The organism is Bacillus sp. CH140a_4T, from assembly GCF_008923725.1.
Classification (GTDB): domain Bacteria; phylum Bacillota; class Bacilli; order Bacillales; family Bacillaceae_G; genus Bacillus_A.
The window spans coordinates 428,030-447,600 of sequence record NZ_WBPF01000021.1 but is presented as its reverse complement, the minus strand read 5'-3'; the positions used below and the strand labels follow the sequence as shown (position 1 = coordinate 447,600).

At 35.3% G+C, this 19,571-nt stretch carries 14 protein-coding genes and 2 other annotated features; of the genes, 11 read left to right on the top strand and 3 right to left on the bottom strand.

The annotated features are described in order from the left end of the window. Positions 1-131: 131 nt before the first annotated feature. Positions 132-386, top strand: coding sequence for a DUF4318 domain-containing protein (locus tag F8162_RS24020; protein WP_151630620.1), 255 nt, complete (start codon positions 132-134; stop codon positions 384-386). Positions 387-696: 310 nt separating this feature from the next. Then, a complete protein-coding gene (locus F8162_RS24015; RefSeq protein ID WP_048540931.1) occupies positions 697-1,035 on the top strand; it encodes a single-stranded DNA-binding protein in 339 nt (112 codons plus the stop codon). Between the two features lie 25 nt (positions 1,036-1,060). Here the strand turns inward: F8162_RS24015 and F8162_RS24010 are convergent, their stop codons facing one another. Then, positions 1,061-1,651, bottom strand: a complete 591-nt coding sequence (locus F8162_RS24010) for a TetR/AcrR family transcriptional regulator (RefSeq protein WP_151630619.1) — start codon at positions 1,649-1,651, stop codon at positions 1,061-1,063. A 139-nt stretch (positions 1,652-1,790) separates the two neighbouring features. Continuing rightward, complete coding sequence (locus F8162_RS24005; RefSeq protein WP_151630618.1) at positions 1,791-2,924, bottom strand: FAD-dependent monooxygenase; 1,134 nt, start codon at positions 2,922-2,924, stop codon at positions 1,791-1,793. A 258-nt stretch (positions 2,925-3,182) separates the two neighbouring features. On the opposite strand from F8162_RS24005, the gene F8162_RS24000 reads away from it, so the two are divergent. From F8162_RS24000 to F8162_RS23960, 9 genes are all read left to right on the top strand, one after another. Then, on the top strand, positions 3,183-4,310 hold the full coding sequence (locus tag F8162_RS24000) for a conserved virulence factor C family protein (protein ID WP_151630617.1): 1,128 nt from the start codon (positions 3,183-3,185) through the stop codon (positions 4,308-4,310). 3 nt (positions 4,311-4,313) lie between these two features. After that, complete coding sequence (locus tag F8162_RS23995) at positions 4,314-4,697, top strand: thiol-disulfide oxidoreductase DCC family protein (RefSeq protein WP_000634876.1); 384 nt, start codon at positions 4,314-4,316, stop codon at positions 4,695-4,697. Positions 4,698-4,780: 83 nt separating this feature from the next. After that, the gene (locus tag F8162_RS23990) at positions 4,781-5,215 is read left to right on the top strand and encodes a BrxA/BrxB family bacilliredoxin (protein WP_000063705.1); all 435 of its coding nucleotides are present in this window, start codon (positions 4,781-4,783) and stop codon (positions 5,213-5,215) included. A gap of 49 nt (positions 5,216-5,264) precedes the next feature. Next, positions 5,265-6,041 (top strand): class I SAM-dependent methyltransferase, encoded by a 777-nt coding sequence (locus F8162_RS23985; protein WP_151630616.1) that lies wholly within the window; start codon positions 5,265-5,267, stop codon positions 6,039-6,041. A gap of 40 nt (positions 6,042-6,081) precedes the next feature. Beyond that, positions 6,082-6,296 (top strand) — a binding site (T-box leader). Positions 6,297-6,341: 45 nt separating this feature from the next. Then, the gene (gene argS, locus F8162_RS23980; RefSeq protein WP_151630615.1) at positions 6,342-8,030 is read left to right on the top strand and encodes an arginine--tRNA ligase; all 1,689 of its coding nucleotides are present in this window, start codon (positions 6,342-6,344) and stop codon (positions 8,028-8,030) included. Between the two features lie 133 nt (positions 8,031-8,163). Beyond that, positions 8,164-9,084 (top strand): class I SAM-dependent methyltransferase, encoded by a 921-nt coding sequence (locus F8162_RS23975; RefSeq protein ID WP_192797662.1) that lies wholly within the window; start codon positions 8,164-8,166, stop codon positions 9,082-9,084. Positions 9,085-9,402: 318 nt separating this feature from the next. Continuing rightward, positions 9,403-13,605, top strand: a complete 4,203-nt coding sequence (locus tag F8162_RS23970) for a bacteriocin-processing peptidase family protein (RefSeq protein WP_151630613.1) — start codon at positions 9,403-9,405, stop codon at positions 13,603-13,605. Between the two features lie 99 nt (positions 13,606-13,704). Then, positions 13,705-13,944 (top strand) — a binding site (T-box leader). 54 nt (positions 13,945-13,998) lie between these two features. Then, positions 13,999-17,100, top strand: coding sequence for an isoleucine--tRNA ligase (gene ileS / locus F8162_RS23965; protein ID WP_151630612.1), 3,102 nt, complete (start codon positions 13,999-14,001; stop codon positions 17,098-17,100). A gap of 331 nt (positions 17,101-17,431) precedes the next feature. After that, on the top strand, positions 17,432-18,943 hold the full coding sequence (locus F8162_RS23960) for a M36 family metallopeptidase (protein ID WP_151630611.1): 1,512 nt from the start codon (positions 17,432-17,434) through the stop codon (positions 18,941-18,943). Positions 18,944-19,046: 103 nt separating this feature from the next. Here F8162_RS23960 and F8162_RS23955 read toward each other — a convergent pair whose 3' ends face one another. Next, the gene (locus F8162_RS23955; protein WP_151630610.1) at positions 19,047-19,529 is read right to left on the bottom strand and encodes a hypothetical protein; all 483 of its coding nucleotides are present in this window, start codon (positions 19,527-19,529) and stop codon (positions 19,047-19,049) included. Positions 19,530-19,571: the final 42 nt, after the last annotated feature.

The window sequence follows — 19,571 nt, the reverse complement described above, 5'->3', positions numbered from 1 at the left end:
CAGGATTTTTTTATTTTCAAAGATAAAGTGAAATTTTAATCAGTTAGGATTTTACTGCCCGTTACTACAGGATAAATAGAGGTAGTGGTATAATATGGATGTTGATAACGTAAGTTGAAAGGGGATGGAATATGATGAAAGAGAAGAAAGGAATTATGAAAAAACTATTTTCTAAAAGTTTTTTCATAGAACTAGATGATGCTTTAACGTATCCATCAGCAGAAGTTATTACTTCAGCAATAGAAAGATATGCGGCTGAATGTAATGAAAGACTAAAATTCGAGAGTAAAGTTAAACCGATTACTTTTTACTTAGAAAATGTAATGTACCGCGTTGAAATAAAGATGGCTCGCGGTGGATATTACATATCCTGCAGTGAAGTATAAAGTGAAACTTTAATCAGTGGGGGTTTTCTTCATCCCCCACTGATTATTAGTTGAACCAATCGGACTTTTATGGGCAGTTGATCCCCCACCTAAATTCTTTGCTTTCGCTGAATTGTGAGGTGGGGGTCTTACTGCCCATTAAAGCGGGATAAATTTTGAAACCTTACATGTTTTAAATATGTAAGGTTTCTTTTTGATTTTTATAAGATATAAAATAATATTTTTTACTTTAAAATATATTATTTTATGCTTTTTACGCTTCACACATTTTTCTTTACAATGAAGAAAAATATGTGAGGTGGTATAACTTATGATGAATCGAGTTGTATTAATCGGTAGATTGACAAAGGAGCCAGAATTATACTACACAAAGCAAGGCGTCGCTTATGCACGAGTATGTGTTGCGGTGAATAGAGGTTTTCGAAATAGTTTAGGTGAGCAACAAGTAGATTTTATTAATTGTGTCGTTTGGAGAAAATCGGCTGAGAATGTAACTGAATATTGTAAGAAGGGGTCACTTGTAGGAATTACCGGACGTATTCATACGAGGAATTACGAGGATGATCAAGGAAAGAGAATTTATATAACGGAAGTTCTGATTGAGAGTATTACATTTTTGGAGAAAAGGCGGGAGGGTGCATCACAATAAGAGGGCTTAGTAGTATAGCCCTCTATCACTTTTGATTGATACCTTCCCAAACAACATCTAATTGTTGATTGAGTATATTTTTCGCGTTTATTTCATTAGCATGTAATAGTGAATGGGACATTAGTGTATAAAAATAAGTACTCATAATAGTAGAAGTGATAATATGTATATCCCATTGACTGTTTAATTTTCCTGTCTCTTTTGCTTCTGCAATAATTGAAGACAAACCATCTTGTAGCTGTTGTATACTTTTTAATTCATTTTCTACTAAGAAGTTAGATTTTATAATCTCAAAGACGGCATGATTCATTAAATCACCATGTCCAGTAAATCGGTCTAGTAAGTCACCTAGAACAAGTTTGATTCTTTCTTTTGGATGTTCCACATTTTCATATGCTTTTAAACTTTCATTCCATAGCTCAATTTGTGAATCACCTAAAAATAATAATATGTTTTCTTTTTTCGGAAAGTAGTTGAAGAAAGTTCCTTTTGCAATCCCGCATGCAGTAGTAATATCTTGAACCGTTACATTTTCGTACCCGCGTTCTTGGAAGAGCTGTACTGCTTTTAGGAATATAAGTTCTTTTAATTCTTTTTTTCTCGTTTCTCTAAGCATTTTATCTACTCCTAACACAAACAATTATATCTGTTTAATAGATAATCTCAAATAAAAACTTACTTCATGATTAAGTTTATTGTTTTATAAAGTTTAATGTAATTGAAAGAAGGGTAGAGAATGCCGTTACTCCTTTTTGTTATAAATGAAAGTTGTATAGTTCGTGTGCTTGCCTATTAGCAACCCATTTCGGAATACGTTTCATTACTTCGTTTCTTACTATAGTTAAAGGTTTACTTTCCATTTGCGCCATTTTTCCAACGTTCCATGCAGTGTTTGAGATTTTCTCAATTCTATCTCGTCTTTTTTGTTCGTATTCTATAAATGCTTGACGATAGTGGGTATTATTTTTGATACATTCAGCAAGAATAATCGCATCTTCAATTGCCTGACAAGCGCCTTGGCCTAAATTAGGAGTAAGTGCATGGGCGGCATCCCCAATAAAGACGATGCGTTTTTCAAAAAACTGTTTCATTGGTGTAATGTCTACAATGTCACGTTTAATCATAGTAACGTCCGATGCATTATTTAAAATAGATGGGATGGGATTGTGGTAAGTTTTGAAATGATTATATAAATCTACTGTTGTGTAAGCCTTGAATTTTGGATCTCTAGCTTTCGCATTTATGAGCGCATACCAGTATACTTCGTTGTTAGGAAGAGGGACGATACCAAATCTACCGTTCGTTCCCCAAGTTTCAATGAAATCGTTTGTTAAGGAAAGGTTATTAGTAGGAGTTACACCGCGCCAACACGTATATCCTGCATAACGGTAATTATCGCTTTGTGTCACTTGTTTTCGAACGACAGAATGAATACCATCAGCAGCAATCAGTATATTGCCGAATGCTTCACTACCATCTTGAAATATTATTTTTAAGGCGTTTTCTTCATTTTGTTCTATTTTTACGCATTCTTTTCCCCATTCGACGGTATCTTCTTGTAGTTCAGAAAGTAGTAATTGATGTAAATCTTTTCTATGAATAGAGTACATTTTTGGATAACAAGCTGGAATGATCAATTTATTGAAAACAGTTCCTTTTTCGGATACAAGGTTAAAGCCGTCACTTTCGTTGCCGAATTTTTTAATTCTCTCAGAAATCCCATACGGTTCAAGTGCTTGCATCGCATTCGGGGCAATGATAATCCCTGCACCAGCAACAGTAGGTTCAGTGTTTTTATCATATACTTTTACATCTAATCCTATTTTTTGTAAGGAAATTGCTGCACATAGACCAGCAATACCGCCACCAATAATTATGAAATTATTCATTTGTTATCCCTCCACTTTCTAATGACTTCGTTCACAAAATGACTATGGTCATTTTGTGAGTTAAGGTTAATCCCTTTTTCTGGTATTGTCAATTAGACTTTTAACTATAGTTTCAGAACGTTTAGGTGAAAACAGAATAAATGAAACTTCTAAGAAATGTAGTAAAGGAATTAGCAAAATTAAGCATCCGAGTAGGAGTATAGAGTGATAACATGTTACAATACAGCTAAGAACATGCAATAAAGGAGAGTTTTTTACGTGAAGATTAAAGCAATTGAACCGACGCCAAGTCCAAATACAATGAAAGTTATTTTGAATGAAGTATTACCATCAGGAGCGCGTAATAATTATACAAATGAAAATAAAGAACAAGCACCAATGCAAGTGCAAGAAATTTTGAAAATTGAAGGCATTAAAGGTGTATATCATGTAGCTGACTTTTTAGCAGTAGAGCGAAATGCAAAGTTTGATTGGAAAGTTTTATTACAACAAGTTCGTGCTGTTTTCGGCGAACAGGTAGTAGAAGAGAGTGAAGAACAACAACTTGCTCATTTTGGAGAAGTGAAAGTGTTTGTTCAAATGTTCTTTACAATTCCAATGCAAGTAAAGTTAACAGATGGAACAACAGAAGAACGTGTTGGCTTACCAGATCGTTTTAAAGAATCAATTATGAAAGTTCAAATGTCTGCACCAAACGTTGTAAAAGAACGTAAATGGGTGGAACAAAGTACACGTTACGGTAATTTTGAAGAAATCGGGAAAGAAGTAGTGGAAGAGATTGTTGCTGCTTATTCAGAAGAACGTGTAAATGAAACAGTTAAAGAATTATTAAACCAGGCAGGTGCTGTTGAAGTAACGATTCAAAAGCGTGAGCCATATAAAGTAACAGAAGAGATGATGAAAGATGCTGACTGGAAAAACCGTTTTGCGGCATTAGAACAAATGGATCCTACTGAAGAAGATATGCTAGTGTTACAGATGGCGTTAGATGATGAAAAAGTTTCGATCCGCCGTTTAGCAACAGCGTATTTAGGTATGGTAAAAGGTGATGGAGTATTGCCGTTATTATATAAAGCGTTATTAGATCGTTCAGTAAGTGTTCGCCGTACAGCGGGCGATTGCTTATCTGACGTAGGTGATCCAGCAGCGATGTTCGTTATGATTAAATCTCTGAAAGATTCAAGTAAATTAGTACGCTGGCGTGCAGCGATGTTCTTATTTGAACTTGGAGATGAAAGTGCGATTCCGGCATTAACAGCAGCGCAGGATGATCCAGAGTTTGAAGTAGCGATGCAAGCGCGTCTAGCATTAGAGCGTATTGAAGGCGGAGAAGAAGCAAAAGGTTCTGTATGGAAACAAATGACGGAGTCTCGTAAAGGAGAATAATGTATGATTGTTTTCTATGATAGTTGGTGCCCGATGTGTACGGCGGTTGCAGAACGTACGAAAAAATTAGATAAAAAGGGTAAGATGAAATTTGTTTCATTTCGAGATGAAGATGTAGTTGAGAAGTATGAACTCTCTCAAGAACTACAAAGCAAGATGGAACAAAGATTGTATATTTTAAAAAATAATAAGTGGTATGACGGGATTCATAGCATACATGTATTAGCAAAGGCTGTTCCATCTTACTGGTTTGCCGTGCCTTTTATCAAACTATCTATTGTACTTGGATTTGGAAGTAAAGTATACGATTATATCGCTAATAATAGAAAACTTGTCCCAGTTGGACATTGCCGTGAAGGGGTTTGTGAAATCCCTACAAAAAAATGAAATCATCGTAATCTTTCTTTTGCACCTAGTAATAGAGCGTGATATGATGAATTTGGAATGAAAGTTGAAGGAGAGATTACAAGATGTCAAATGCTTATGAAGAATACATGCGTCAAATGGTAATCCCAATGCGTCAAGAATTAGTGCGTTCTGGGTTTGAAGAGTTAACTACAGAAGAAGCTGTAACAGAATTTATGGAAAACACAGCAGGTACAACTTTAGTAGTTGTAAACTCTGTTTGTGGTTGTGCAGCTGGTTTAGCACGTCCATCAGCAGGTCAAGCAGTTGTTCGTGCTGAAAAACAACCTGATCATCTTGTAACTGTATTCGCAGGCCAAGATAAAGATGCTACTGCAAAAATGCGTGAATACTTCGGAGAAATTCCTCCATCTTCACCATCTATGGCATTATTAAAAGGAAAAGAAGTTGTTCACTTCATTCACCGTCATGAAATTGAAGGTGCAACTATGGACGAAATTATTACGAACTTAGAACAAGCTTTTGAAAAGAATTGCTAAAGAAGGGGGAGAGTAAATCTCCCTCTTTTCTTTATATAGAGGTGAAACAATGATCGTAACAACAGCAGGAAGAACGAACAAAGAAATGACAGATTATGCAAACAAGGTAGCAGCAGAATTAAATCGTTCTTTCGTTAAACGTAATGACGTACCAGTACATAAACTGCATGAGCAGTATGAACAAGATGTACTGGTTGTAGGGAAAAACCGATTAGCTATTTATCCGAGAGGAACGGAAGAGTCGTTTTTCTTTCATCCAAACTCAGCGATGTTTCGTGTGAAAAGGTTAATGCGCGGAGAACATGATCCGTTTGTACAAGCCACGCAATTAGAGAGCGGAATGACAGTGTTAGATTGTACGCTTGGCATGGCATCAGATAGTATTGTAGCTAGTTATATTGTTGGTGAAAGCGGAAACGTAACGGGACTTGAAGGTAATGAATATATGGCTTATATTATGGAAAACGGTTTGAAAACATGGTCTTCATCCGTTTCTGAAATTGATGAGGCAATGCAACGAATTGATGTGAAGCAAACGGAGCATTACGCGTTTTTAAAACAATGTGAAGACAATAGTTATGATGTTGTGTACCTTGATCCAATGTTTGAAGAAACTGTTATAGAATCAGATGGAATAAAAGGATTAAAACACTTCGCTTTGTATCATGATATTACTGACGAAACAATTGCGGAAGCGAAGCGTGTGGCGAGAAAGCGTGTCGTTTTGAAAGATCATTTCCGTAGTTCTAGATTTGAAAAACACAATTTTCACGTATACAAAAGAAAAAGTGCTAAGTTTCACTTTGGTGTAATTGACCCTTGCTAATTGTTTGAAAAGATGTATAATAAGCAATAATTAATTAAATATACTGTCGGTGATGAAGAGAGTAGTCTTTTTTCGAAGGAAAGCGAGCTAGGGATGGTGTGAGCCTAGTGCGGAAGAAAAAGATGAAGCGCACTTCGGAGATGCTTCTTGAACGAATAGTAGAGTAAGCCGAGGACCCCTGTCCTCGTTATAAACGGGAAAGTGGTTCGTAATGAACAACAAGGGTGGTACCACGGGTTAAAACTCGTCTCTTTTTTAGAGACGAGTTTTTTGTGTTTTAAAAATTAAGGAGGTTGTAGTATGGATTATAAAACGCAGTTTGCGGAAAGTTTATCTAATATTTTCATGAATGAATTAACGCAAAACCAAATTTTAGATTCAATTGAAACGCCGAAACAAGATGAATTCGGAGATGCGGCATTTCCATGTTTTTTACTTGCGAAACAATATAAAAAATCACCAGCTATTATCGCAAAGGAAGTTGCGGAGAAATTACATGATCCGTTCTTTACGAAAGTAGAGGCTGTTGGCCCTTATGTAAATGTATTTTTTAATCGTGAAACTGTAAGTGATGCAGTATTAAAAACGATTTTAGCGGAGAAAGAAAAGTACGGTCAAAATCACTTTGGATGTGAAAAGACTGTAGTTATCGACTATTCCTCTCCGAATATCGCGAAACCTTTTTCAATGGGGCATTTACGTTCTACAATGATAGGGAATTCATTGAAACATATCGCTGAAAAATGTGGCTATGAAGTTGTAGGAATTAATTATATTGGAGACTGGGGTACACAGTTTGGAAAGTTAATTACTGCTTATAAAAAATGGGGAAATGAAGCAGTAGTTAAAGAGGATCCAATACGTGAACTATTTAAGTTATATGTTCAATTTCACGATGAGGTAAAAAACGACGAAGAATTAGAAGAAGATGGACGCGCCTGGTTTAAGAAATTAGAAGAAGGTGATGAAGAAGCCGTTGAGCTTTGGAATTGGTTCCGTCACGAATCCTTAAAAGAATTTTCTCGTATTTATGAACTTCTCGGTGTTGAATTTACTAATTTTCAAGGAGAAGCTTTTTATAATAACTTAATGGAAGATTTTATTGGAATTTTAGAAGAACATGATTTGCTGGAAGGGTCTGAAGGCGCGTTAGTCGTTAATTTAGAAGAAGAGGGAATGCCGCCTTGCTTAATTAGAAAATCAGATGGTGCGACGATTTACGCAACACGTGACTTAACGGCAGCTGTATACCGTCAAAACACATATGCATTTGATAAAGCGTTATATGTAGTTGGCCCAGAACAAAGTTTACATTTTAATCAATTTTTCACTGTATTAAAAAAGCTTGATTACAATTGGGTTGAGGGTATGGAACATGTACCGTTTGGGTTCATTTTAAAAGACGGTAAGAAAATGTCGACACGTAAAGGAAGAGTTATTTTACTTGAAGAAGTACTTGAAGAAGCAATAGACCTTGCAATACAAAATATTGAAGAAAAAAATCCAAACTTAAAACAAAAAGAAGAAGTAGCAAAGCAAGTCGGTGTAGGGGCAGTTATTTTCCATGATTTGAAAAATGAGCGTATGCATAATATTGAATTCTCATTAGAAAATATGCTGAAATTTGAAGGTGAAACAGGACCGTATGTACAGTACACACATGCACGTGCTTGCTCTATTTTAAGAAAAGAAAGTTTAGAATTTGAAACGTGTACGTTTGCATTAAAAGATAATCATAGCTGGAGCGTCGTAAAATTACTTAATAAGTTCCCACAAGTAATTGAAGCAGCCTTCAACAAAAATGAGCCATCAATCATTTCGAAATACGTATTAGATGTAGCACAATCATTCAATAAATATTATGGAAATGTTCGTATATTGGAAGAGAGCGAAGAGAAAGACAGTAGACTTGCATTAGTGTATGCTGTGACAGTTGTATTAAAAGAGGGATTACGTTTACTTGGGGTGGAGGCACCTAAGGAGATGTAAAACAAATAGGTATACGTATCATAGTAGATATGTATGCCTATTTGTTTTTATAGAAAATGTGAAAGCAGAAGTTTTATTTTATTAAATCTAAATTTTTCTAGAATTGTTTCAAGTGTAGGAATGTCCTTATTAAATGGAGAATTGTAATGTCATATATAAAAAGGAGGTGTTAAACTTGGAAACATACGATTGGAACAGTAAATTAAAATATTTAAAAAACACGAGAGGTTTATATTACAATGACGATTATGTAAGATTTTTAGTAAATACAGTTTGGAAGATTACTAAGCCATTACATATCGTTGATTATGGTTGTGGATATGGTTATTTAGGCTTAGTATTAATGCCTTTACTTCCAGAAGGATCAAAGTATACAGGCATTGATAGTGGAGAAACATTACTAGCTGAAGCGAGAGAGTTGTTTCGTTTACTTCCGTATGAGACAGAATTTCTTGAGGTAGATGCTACAGAAATTGAATTGAACGATACATACGATATAGCAATTTGTCATGCTTTCTTATTACATATGAGTTCGCCAAAAACGATACTACAAAAAATGATACATTCAATTAAAAAGGGCGGAAAAATAATCTGTTTTGAACCACATTGGATATCAAATATGTCTTCATACTCTTTAGATGGAGAGAATCAATCGGAAATTATTAGGCTAGGTGCTTTACAGAAGTTATTTGAAAGTGACATGCAGAGAATCGGAAAAGATGGAAATATTGGTATGAAAATACCAATGTTTTTAAGTGAACTAGGCGTAAAAAATATTGAATGTAGAGTAAGTGATAAAGTGAACTTTTTAGATTCTAATATGCACCATAATGATAAACAAAGGTTGTATCATTCATTAAAAGAAGAAGGGATTGCAGGGGATCCGGGTGATAAACAGCATTTTATAGAACGTTTAATGGCTAGAGGGTTAACATATGATGAAGCTTTAGTTCAGTATGAAGCAGAACTACGATTTTTTAAAGCATTTCAATTGCATTCTTCTTTAGTATATGCTCCGAATATGAAAATTACATTTGGTGAAATAGAATGTTGAAAGATAGCGGTTTATTGAGGATTGTCATTTTTTATCGGTAAGTCGATATCCACCGTATAATTGCTGATATATTTGAATTATCGCCGATATAATTTTATGTACTCATTTCAGTTTCCGAAAGATAAGATCCTCATGTTATGTTATTCCATTTAATTAAACAAAATATGGAGAAAAACAATCATATTTACTATATTTTGTTATAAATTCGAATAATATTAAATAATACTATCCATTATAGGAGATTTTAGTTGAATACCTACAATATGATGTGTAAAATCTAAGCAAGTAGCAGTATAAATAAATATTCGAGGTGAATACATGCTAGATTTTAAGCAGTTAGATGCTTGTTTGAAAGACAAGAGATTTATAGATGGATTACAGGAAATAAATAATGAAATTTCATATATAAAAGAAAAGAATGCTTTATCTTATTTGAAGAATTGGCTTGCTAGTGTTCCTTCGCATAAGGAGTTTGACATATTAATACGTCTTACTGATGAAGGGCTTATGCACCAATACAGTTCATTCCTCATTCGCTACGCCTACAAAAAATTCCCAAATATGAGAACGCTCTCTTTATATTGTGATGAGTTAATTGATGAGCGGAAAATACTTGAAGTAGAACAGTTGTTAAAAGACTCATTAGAAGAGGTAAATAAAGAAGAAATAGAAGCTGATCTTTTAGCGAAAACATATTTTACATTAGTACGATGTTTGTTAGAAATGAAACGAAATGAAGAAGCCCTAATCTATATGCAAAAGGCAGAGGAGTACAGTGCACGTGCCGTATTTGATAAATGGGGCTACGTCTATATGCATACAGGTGAATGGGAGAAAGCAGAAGAACAATTTATAGCTGGCATGCAGCATAAAGATTGTGAAGAGTTATCTACCTATTTATTATCACAGTTATATGCGAATCAAGGAGAACAAAAACGTGCTTTACAGCTAATTGATGATGCGATTGTAAAGTTCCCGCAAGTACCATATTTTCATTTTGAAAAGGTAAAATATTTATTAGATTTAAGGAAGTATGAAGAAATGTTAGCGGTAATAGATAATATAAATAATCAGCTTCCTTATCATGCGTATAAAGCTTACTTTGTACATTTACGTGCAGAAGCGCTTTACAAAATGAATAAACTTGTAGATTTACAACAGTTATTAAAAGAAGAAAAAAGTTTAAAAGAGTCTTTATATCATAATTTAGAAAAAAATCCAGATGGAAAAAAGGTGCACTTACCGATAGTTCCGATTGTACAAAAGGATAATTATTGTGTTCCGACAAGTTTAGAAATGATGTTGCAATTATGGGGAGAAAAACGTACACAAGATGAAATAGCAGAGTTTATTTTTGATATGACAGGCTCAAAGTTTTCAGATACTGTTTCTTATTTAGAAGAATTAGGTTATGAATATCGTTATTTTAAAGGTAATGAGGAAAATTATAAGAGACTGCTGGATGAAGGGATTCCTGTTTTATTAAGTATAGATATTGAGCATGCTTCACATGTACAAGTGCTATCTGGATATGATGATACGTTACAAGCTTTTTATGTTCAAGATCCGAACTTTATAGAACCAGTTATTGTGGAATATAGTAAGTTACAAGAAAAATATCGTTATACAGGGTGTTTAGCGATTACGTTTGTTCCGAAAGAAAAGAAGGAACAGCTATCATTTTTAGATGAAGAAGAACATCATTATTTTAAATCCATTTTTTCTCTTACGGATCATTTAGATGAACATGATAAAGAGGGGATTCATAACTTAGTACAATTTTTAAAAGAGACGAGTGATAATCCGAATACGTGGTTATATACGGTTAAGCATTTAGATGTTGAAGTAGATAATGAGTTTATTATATGTTGTATTGAAAAGTTAATGGAGAAGTTTCCGAAATCAGATTTTGTTAAATTGCATGGTGCACAGTGCTTTATTCGCCTTGAAGAACTAGAAAAAGCTGGGCAAATGCTTGCGAGTGTTGAGAAGAAAAATAATCGTGCCTTATATCATTTAATAAACGGAAGGTATGCTTTTGAGCAGGAAAGTTATGTAGAAGCGATTGCTAGTTTTCGTTCTTCGTTACAATTAGACGCAGATCAGCCGATTGCTTGGAGTTTTCTCGCTTTATCATATATGTATATCGACCAATCTGGAAAGGCATTGCAGTTTTCTCAAGTCGCCTTGGAGCGTAGTCCAGAACGATTCACTTTAACGAATCACGGGTTAATATTAATAGATTTAGAAAGATATGAAGAAGCGTATGAAATCTTTAATGATTTGTTAAAAGAATATAAAAATGAGGCACATGTATGGTATGAGCGCGCGAGATGTGCGCATCATTTAGGGAAATTACATTTAGCGATAAAAGGGCTTAAAGTAGCGATTTATTTGGATAGTAATGCACCTTACATCTATACGAAACTTTCGGAAATATACGAGTCTGATTTGAAGGATGAGGAAAGTACGAAAGAAATTTTATTAAAAGGTATTGAGAATTGTGACGATAAGGCACCTCTATATGTAAAACTCGGTGACTATCATTTTCAAAATGATAGTCTGGAAGAAGCAGAAACATTGTATAATCGTGCATTAGAAGAAAATCATGATGATGTTTATTCTCACTTTGGACTTACGCAAGTTTATATGGCGAAAGAACAATACAAGGAAGCGAAACAATATATTCTCGGTATCGAAAAACAAATTGAAAAGAGCCAAGATTTTCTTATGAATGCGGGAATGGTTCTATGGGATGCTGAGGTTGAACTTGGTGGAAATGAAGAAGGGTTTAAAGTAGCTTTGTCTAAGTTAGAGAGTGGTATAAAGCAGAGCGAATATAATGTGGCAAGTGCGTTAGATGAATATGTGAATCGAATTAAAGGAACGGTATTTGTACAAAGAGGTATAGCATTCTTAAGAACGTTACAGAAAGAAAGAAATGAAGTAAGTGAATACGGCTGTTATACAGGTATTTTATATGAATCTATTGGGCAGTACGGCCAAGCGATGAAAAGGTATAATAAGGCGATAGAACAAAAGGAAACGGCATTACCGTATTACCGAATTGGTGAAACACTTATGGCATTAGGGCAATTGACAGAAGCAAAACAAGCGTATGAAACATGTTTAGAGCTTGATGAGAATTTCGAAGGTGTACATTTACAGCTTGCAGAAATATACGAAAAAGAAGAAAATCGTTCTAAAGAACAAAGTCATATGGTTCAGGCTATGAAAGAAGAGCCGATGCATATTAATATGGAATATTTGGCACAGCTTTCAGTAGAAATGAGTCTTCAGGAAGAGTTATTGACAGAACTAGAACAATTAGCGGACGAAGCACCTGAAATATGGCGATTAGATGCGATTGCATATGTGTATGGAGCGATGGATGAAATAGATAAAGAACAAGCACAGATTGAAGAGGCACTTCAATTAGATAGTGAGCATATAGAAGTTCTATATCATTATGCCAAAGTGTTAGTGAAAAAAAGGAATGCAAAAGCAATTGAAATTGCAATGAAAGTTATACAAAAAGATGCAAATAATGAACGAATATTTGATGTGTATGTAAAAGCGATAGAACAACATAAGAAATTGTCTAACATACGAGATTTTCTTCATACATTAAAGGTGAAGAAGGCAGAAAGAAGTATGGCATTTATGTATGCTGCATCTGCGGTGACGGAAAGATGGATTGAACGTCAACAAAATGAACAGCCGAAGAAATCCATAATTACGAGAGCTTTTTATCGTATGAAAAACCGTGCGAAAGAAATTTCGATTATTACTACAATCATTGATTTGTATGAAATTTCGTTAAAATTAAATCAAAAAAATAGTATGGCAGCGCAGCGATTTTCACTATTTTACGAGAATGTGGCGATGTATAAAGAGGCGATAGATGTATTGCAAATATCGTTAGAAAATAAATGGGATTACGATGTAGCGAATCAACTTGTAAATCTTTTCATGGCGTGTGAGGAAGAAGACATGTTACGGGATGCTTCAGAATTAACGAAGCAAATGGTTCGAGAGTTACCAGATGATTATGATACGCTTCTTTTACAAGCACAAGTATTCTTTAAAATAGGAGAAGAAAGAAAAGCAGAAAAGATTACCTTACAATTAATGGAGCAAACACCGTTTGTAAGTAGAGCGTTTCTTGCTTTAGGAGAAATGTATCAAAGTCAAGAAAGGTTTGAAGAGGCAATTCATGTATTAGAAAATGCTTCTATACATCATCCAAATGAAGCAGCAATTCTTCTTTCTTTAGCATCTTCGTATCATGGTGCCGGACAAACACTAAAGGCAGAAAAAATAACAAATGATGTATTAACAATAGATGCGAGTGATTTGTTAGCAAGATACGATCGCGCTTGTTATTTAGCACAGTTAAATAGAATTGAAGAGGCGAAGCAAGAGCTTGAAATTGTTCTTCGTGAGGATGAATCAGGATTCTTTGCTGAGCTTATTGAAGGAGATGAAGATTTAGCTGGAATACAAGAATTTAAGAAATAATTGTATAGGAATTGTGAAAAAAGGGTATAATTAAATATATATTTCGAATTAGTTGACAATTTATTGCCCAATGGCATAAAATAGCTTTTAATAAAGTATACAAATCTGAAGACGAGAACGAGTAAAATAATGAATTGTTCCCCAGAGAGCCGGTGTATAGCTGAAAGCCGGTGTGCAGACGTTATTTGAAAATCATCTCCGAGGAGCCGAGGCTGAAAATAAGTAAGCCCGGACGGATGTCTACCGTTACAAAGAACACGTATGATAGTACGTTGCTAAGTGCTATTAGCGAAGAGCTAATAGAATTAGGGTGGTAACGCGGTTAAACCCGTCCCTACTTCATAGGGACGGGTTTTTTGTGTGCTTTAAAATATTCAAAAGGAGTGATTGTAGATGAAGAAAGTAGATGTAAAAGAGTCAGCTGTAGGGAGAGAAACACGTATTCGTAAGCAGTGGAACGAGCAAAGTATTTTCGAGCAATCAATTCAGAATCGAGAAGGCGCACAGTCTTTCGTATTTTATGAAGGACCACCAACGGCGAACGGTTTACCACACGTCGGACATGCACTTGGACGGACAATTAAAGATGTAGTAGCGAGATATAAAACGATGGCTGGTTATAAAGTGCTACGAAAAGCGGGATGGGATACACACGGTTTACCTGTAGAATTAGGTGTTGAGAAGCAACTCGGTATTTCTGGTAAACATGAAATTGAAGAGTATGGAATTGAGCCATTTATTCAGAAGTGTAAAGAGAGTGTATTCACATATGAGAAGCAGTGGCGTGAATTTACTGAAAGCATCGGTTATTGGGTAGATATGGATGATCCATACGTTACGCTAAAGAATCCATATATCGAAAGTGTATGGCATATTTTAGGAACGATTCATGAAAAAGGATTATTGTACAAAGGGCATAGAGTCTCACCATACTGCCCAAGCTGTCAAACTTCACTAAGTTCACATGAGGTTGCACAAGGGTATAAAACAGTAAAAGACTTAAGTGCAACAGTTAAGTTTCAAGTGAAAGATAGTGAAAATGAATACTTCCTAGGTTGGACAACGACACCTTGGACACTTCCAGCAAATGTTGCGCTCGCTGTACATCCAAATATGGAATACGTGAAAGCGAAACAGGAAAGTCATGTATACATTGTTGCGAAAGAACGTGTACAAGATGTATTAAAAGAAGACTATGAAGTATTATCTGTTCATAAAGGTGAAGAATTAGTAAACACATCTTATATACCGCCATTTTCAATGAAAGAAGTTACAAATGGCTATCACGTTATCGCAGCAGATTTTGTCACGGCAGATAGTGGTACAGGACTCGTTCATATCGCTCCAGCATATGGGGAGGACGATTATAGAGTCGTTCAAAGTGAAGGATTGTCATTCTTGCATGTTGTAGATGAGAAAGGTGAGTATACAGAAGCAGTACCATTTTTGAAAGGGAAATTTGTAAAAGATTGTGACGTGGATATTGTTCGTTATTTAGCGAAGGAAGGCTTACTATATCATAAAGAAAAGTATGAACATAGCTACCCACATTGCTGGCGTTGTGATTCACCACTTCTTTATTATGCAGGAGAGAGTTGGTTAATCCGAACAACTGCAATTAAAGATACATTTTTGCAAAATAACGATTCTGTTACTTGGTATCCAGACCATATGAAACATGGACGCTTTGGTAAGTTTTTAGAAAATATGGTGGACTGGAATATTAGCCGAAATAGATATTGGGGAACACCATTAAACGTATGGGAATGTGAAAGTTGCGATCATCAATTCGCACCGAAAAGCATTGCTGATTTAAGAAAGCATAGTACGAAAGAAACACCTGAAGATTTAGAATTGCATAAGCCATATGTAGATGAAGTGCAAGTTTGCTGCGAAAAATGCGGAAGTACAATGAATCGTACACCAGAAGTAATTGATGTTTGGTTTGATAGTGGTTCCATGCCATTTGCGCAATATCATTATCCATTTGAAAATAAAGAGTTGTTTGAAGAACAGTTTCCAGCAGATGTAATTGCAGAAGGCATTGATCAAACACGCGGATGGTTTTATAGTTTATTAGCAGTAGCAGCACTATATACAGGAAAAGTGCCTTATAAACGAGTGTTATCACTAGGGCATGTATTAGATGAAGAAGGACAGAAAATGTCTAAAAGTAAAGGGAATGCACTAGATCCAGTTGATTTAGTAAATCAGTTTGGTGCAGATGCTTTAAGATGGGCGCTACTCGTTGATAGTGCTCCGTGGAATGCGAAGCGTTTTTCTGAAAGAACAGTACTGGAGGCAAAATCTAAATTTGTAGATACATTAGTGAATGTGTATAGCTTCTACGTTTTATATGCAAATTTAGATGAGTACAATCCGAAAGAAACATATGATGCAAAGCGGACGAAATTGGATGAATGGGTATTATCAAGATTGCATAGAACAACGAAAAAAGTGAGAACAGTACTTGATGATTATCAATTTACGAATGCAGCTCGTGAAATCGCGTCGCTTGTAGATGAAGTAAGTAACTGGTACGTAAGACGTTCACGTAATCGTTTCTGGGAATCTGGTATGAATGCTGAAAAAGCAGCTGCGTATGAGACACTTCATGAAGTACTTGTGACAATTAGTAAATTAATTGCACCATTTACACCGTTTGTCGCTGAAGATATTCATTTAAATTTAACTGGAAATAGTGTTCATTTAGAGGATTACCCAGTTGTAAATGAATCACTACTTCAGCCGAAACTAGAAGCGGAAATGGATGCAGTTTTACAAGTTGTTGAACTTGGAAGAAGTAATCGTAATCAGCATTCCTTAAAAGTAAAACAGCCGTTAGCAGAACTTGTATTACTAGCACATAATGAGAATGATATGGATTGGGAATCTTATCGTGATATCGTCATGGATGAGTTAAATGTGAAGGAGTTCCATGTTGAACTCGATGAAACGAAATACACATCCTATCAATTAAAGCTGAATTTCAAAACGGCTGGGCCGAAGTTTGGTAAAAGTGTGAATGCAGTAAATGGTTGGTTAAAACAACTGCCACAAGAAGAAGTACAAAACTTTGTATCTACAGGAAGGGCAGTTTACGAAGCTGCACCAGGAGAAGAAGTAGCGGTAACAGCTGAAGATGTAGTAGTAGAGAAAGTTGCAAAATCAGGATTCTCTAATACGACTAACGGACAATATACAGTTATGTTAGATACGAATGTCACGGAAGAATTATTACAAGAAGGAGTAGCGCGTGAATTTATTCGAGCGGTTCAAGAATATCGTAAGCAACTAAATTTACCGGTTAATTTACGAGTTGATGTTATTCTTGATACAGAGGAAGAACTAAAGCGAACATTAACGAACCATAAAGATTTATTGGAAGAAAATTTACTCGTTAAGAGATTTACATACGATCACTTAACGAATGAAGACGATGAACTATCATTAGGTGAGACGAAAGTCCGTATTAAATTAAGCGCGGCTCAATAAAGAAAAAGGAAGTTGGAATGATTCCAACTTCCTTTTTGTATGATGAACATTTATCCGGCTATTTTCCGCGTAATCCATTCGATAGGACCTCTAGAAAATTTATTTCTCTATAACACACTAATTAAAATGCTGTGAAAATTTATTTCTAAAGTATTGTTTTCATTTTACACATAAATATTGAGAAAATTTCACTCACCCTAAATGGAAAGGTAATAGAATTATTTATAGAGAATTACTCCTAGATTCAATTTTTATCCCCCCATTTTGTGGGGAATGATTGCCTAGTGGTAATGGGATAAGGTTGAGCTACTTTATTAGGGGGAGTGGTTCTATGTTTAATAAAAAAATGGTGGCAATGGCAATGACTGTACCGTTAGTAATGGGGACGATTTCTACGGCTTCGGCATTGGAAAAACAGCAGCAAGTAAAGCTAGAAGCTTATTCGCCGCAGAAAAAAGCAACTGAATATTTAAAAGAAAATGCTGCGCAGTATGGATTAAAAACAGACCTTTCAGACTTACAATATATTTCTACAACAGAAACGTCAGTAGCTTCATATGTTAGGTTCCAACAAGTTGTTAATGGTGCACCTGTATTTTCAAAACAAATTACAGTTACTCTTAACGGAGAGGGAAAAGGAGTACTTGCTGTTTCTGATTATCAATCCGTTAAAGGTATGAAGGAAGTAACGACAAAAATTAGTGAAAAAGATGCAATTCAAAAATCAATGGCGTATGTTGGGGAAGCAAGTGAGCAAAACTTATGGGCTCCTACAGAGAAAGAATTCGGATATATTGTGGAAGAAGGAATTGCTCGTCCAGTATATAAAGTTATAGTCCATTCTAATAACCCGTTTGGTGCATGGGAAACATTTATTGATGCAGAAAATGGAAAGTTAATTAAAAAGGTTGATATAAACCGAAAAGTAGAAGGAACAGGAAAAGTATTTTTACCTAACCCTATCGTATCAAGCGGGAGTTTAGCAGGATTAAAAGATAATAACGATGCAGATTCAACTGCGCTAACGAACCAATTGAAGACTGTTACGTTAAAAGGTTTAGATGGAACAGGATTTTTAATTGGAGAGTATGTAACGATTTCTTCCAAAGCAAAAACGAAATCTGCAAATTTACAATTCAACTATACACGCGCAAATGATAGCTTTGAAGATGTTATGTCGTATTATCATATTGATACATTACAGCGTTACATTCAAGGGTTAGGTTTTAAAAATATTAATAATCGCTCTATTAAAGTGAATGTGAATGGAACGACGGCTGATAACTCATTTTATTCTCCGACAACGAAAGCTTTAACTTTCGGTACTGGCGGAGTAGATGATGCAGAAGATGCTGGTATTATCGCACATGAATACGGGCATTCGATTCAAGATAATCAAGTTCCTGGTTTTGGTAGTTCAGCAGAAGGCGGAGCGATGGGAGAAGGGTTTGGCGACTTCTTAGGTGCTACGTATGAAGATGCTGTATCGACTACAGGATATGGAAAAGCATGTGTTGGAGAGTGGGATGCGGCGGCTTACTCTAGTTCAGATCCAACATGCCTGCGCCGATTAGATACGAATAAAGTGTATCCGAAAGATTTAAAAAATCAAGTACATGCTGATGGTGAAATTTGGTCGCAAGGACAATATGAGATGGCACAAACTTTTGGCCGTGATGTTGCAACAAAAATTATTTTACAATCGCACTGGTCATTAACACCAAACTCTAAATTCAGTGATGGAGCAAAAGCAATTAAGCAAGCGGATGCTCTTTTATATGGAGGACAACATGCTGCTGATATCGATCGTATTTGGGCAGCGAGAGGAATTAGTACGAATTAATGTAAAAAGTCGTGGCATTTATAAGCCACGACTTTTTAATTTGCTTATGAACTGGTACTAGTAAAGTAAGCTATAGGAATGGTAGTGTGAATTTATCTGCATTCTAGTTATTTTTTTCATCTTTAAAAACAAAATGCTCTTTAAATTTTCTAGACTCAACTTTTTGGCCGTTTCTCATAGAGCGGAAAGGGTGTTCTTGCCAAGTAATGATTACATCAACTTCATCTGCTTTTGTAGAAACTGGAAAATTAGTATGCTCAAATCCAGTTTTTCCACTTGCTAAGCGACTTTCCTTTCGTGAGAAAAGTTCATATTTTGTTTTCGTTTTTGGCTCGTTGCGGAATACTTCGACTTGTACGTTATATACTTCACTGTTTCCGACATTTTTTACTGAAAATTGATATGTTTGAACTTCATCTTTTTTAGTTTGAAGCATCTTTTTGCTTATTTTTTTTGGTTCATCAATATTCACTTGCCATTGATCAGAGTTTTGGGAGATTGGTAAAGATTTTGGTGAATAGGCGTACGTTTCATTTACTACGATTAGGCATAACAAAAGGAGAAAGAAACTTATTGTTTTTTTCATATACACACCTCGCTTTAAATTTGTTAATTAATATGCGTAAAA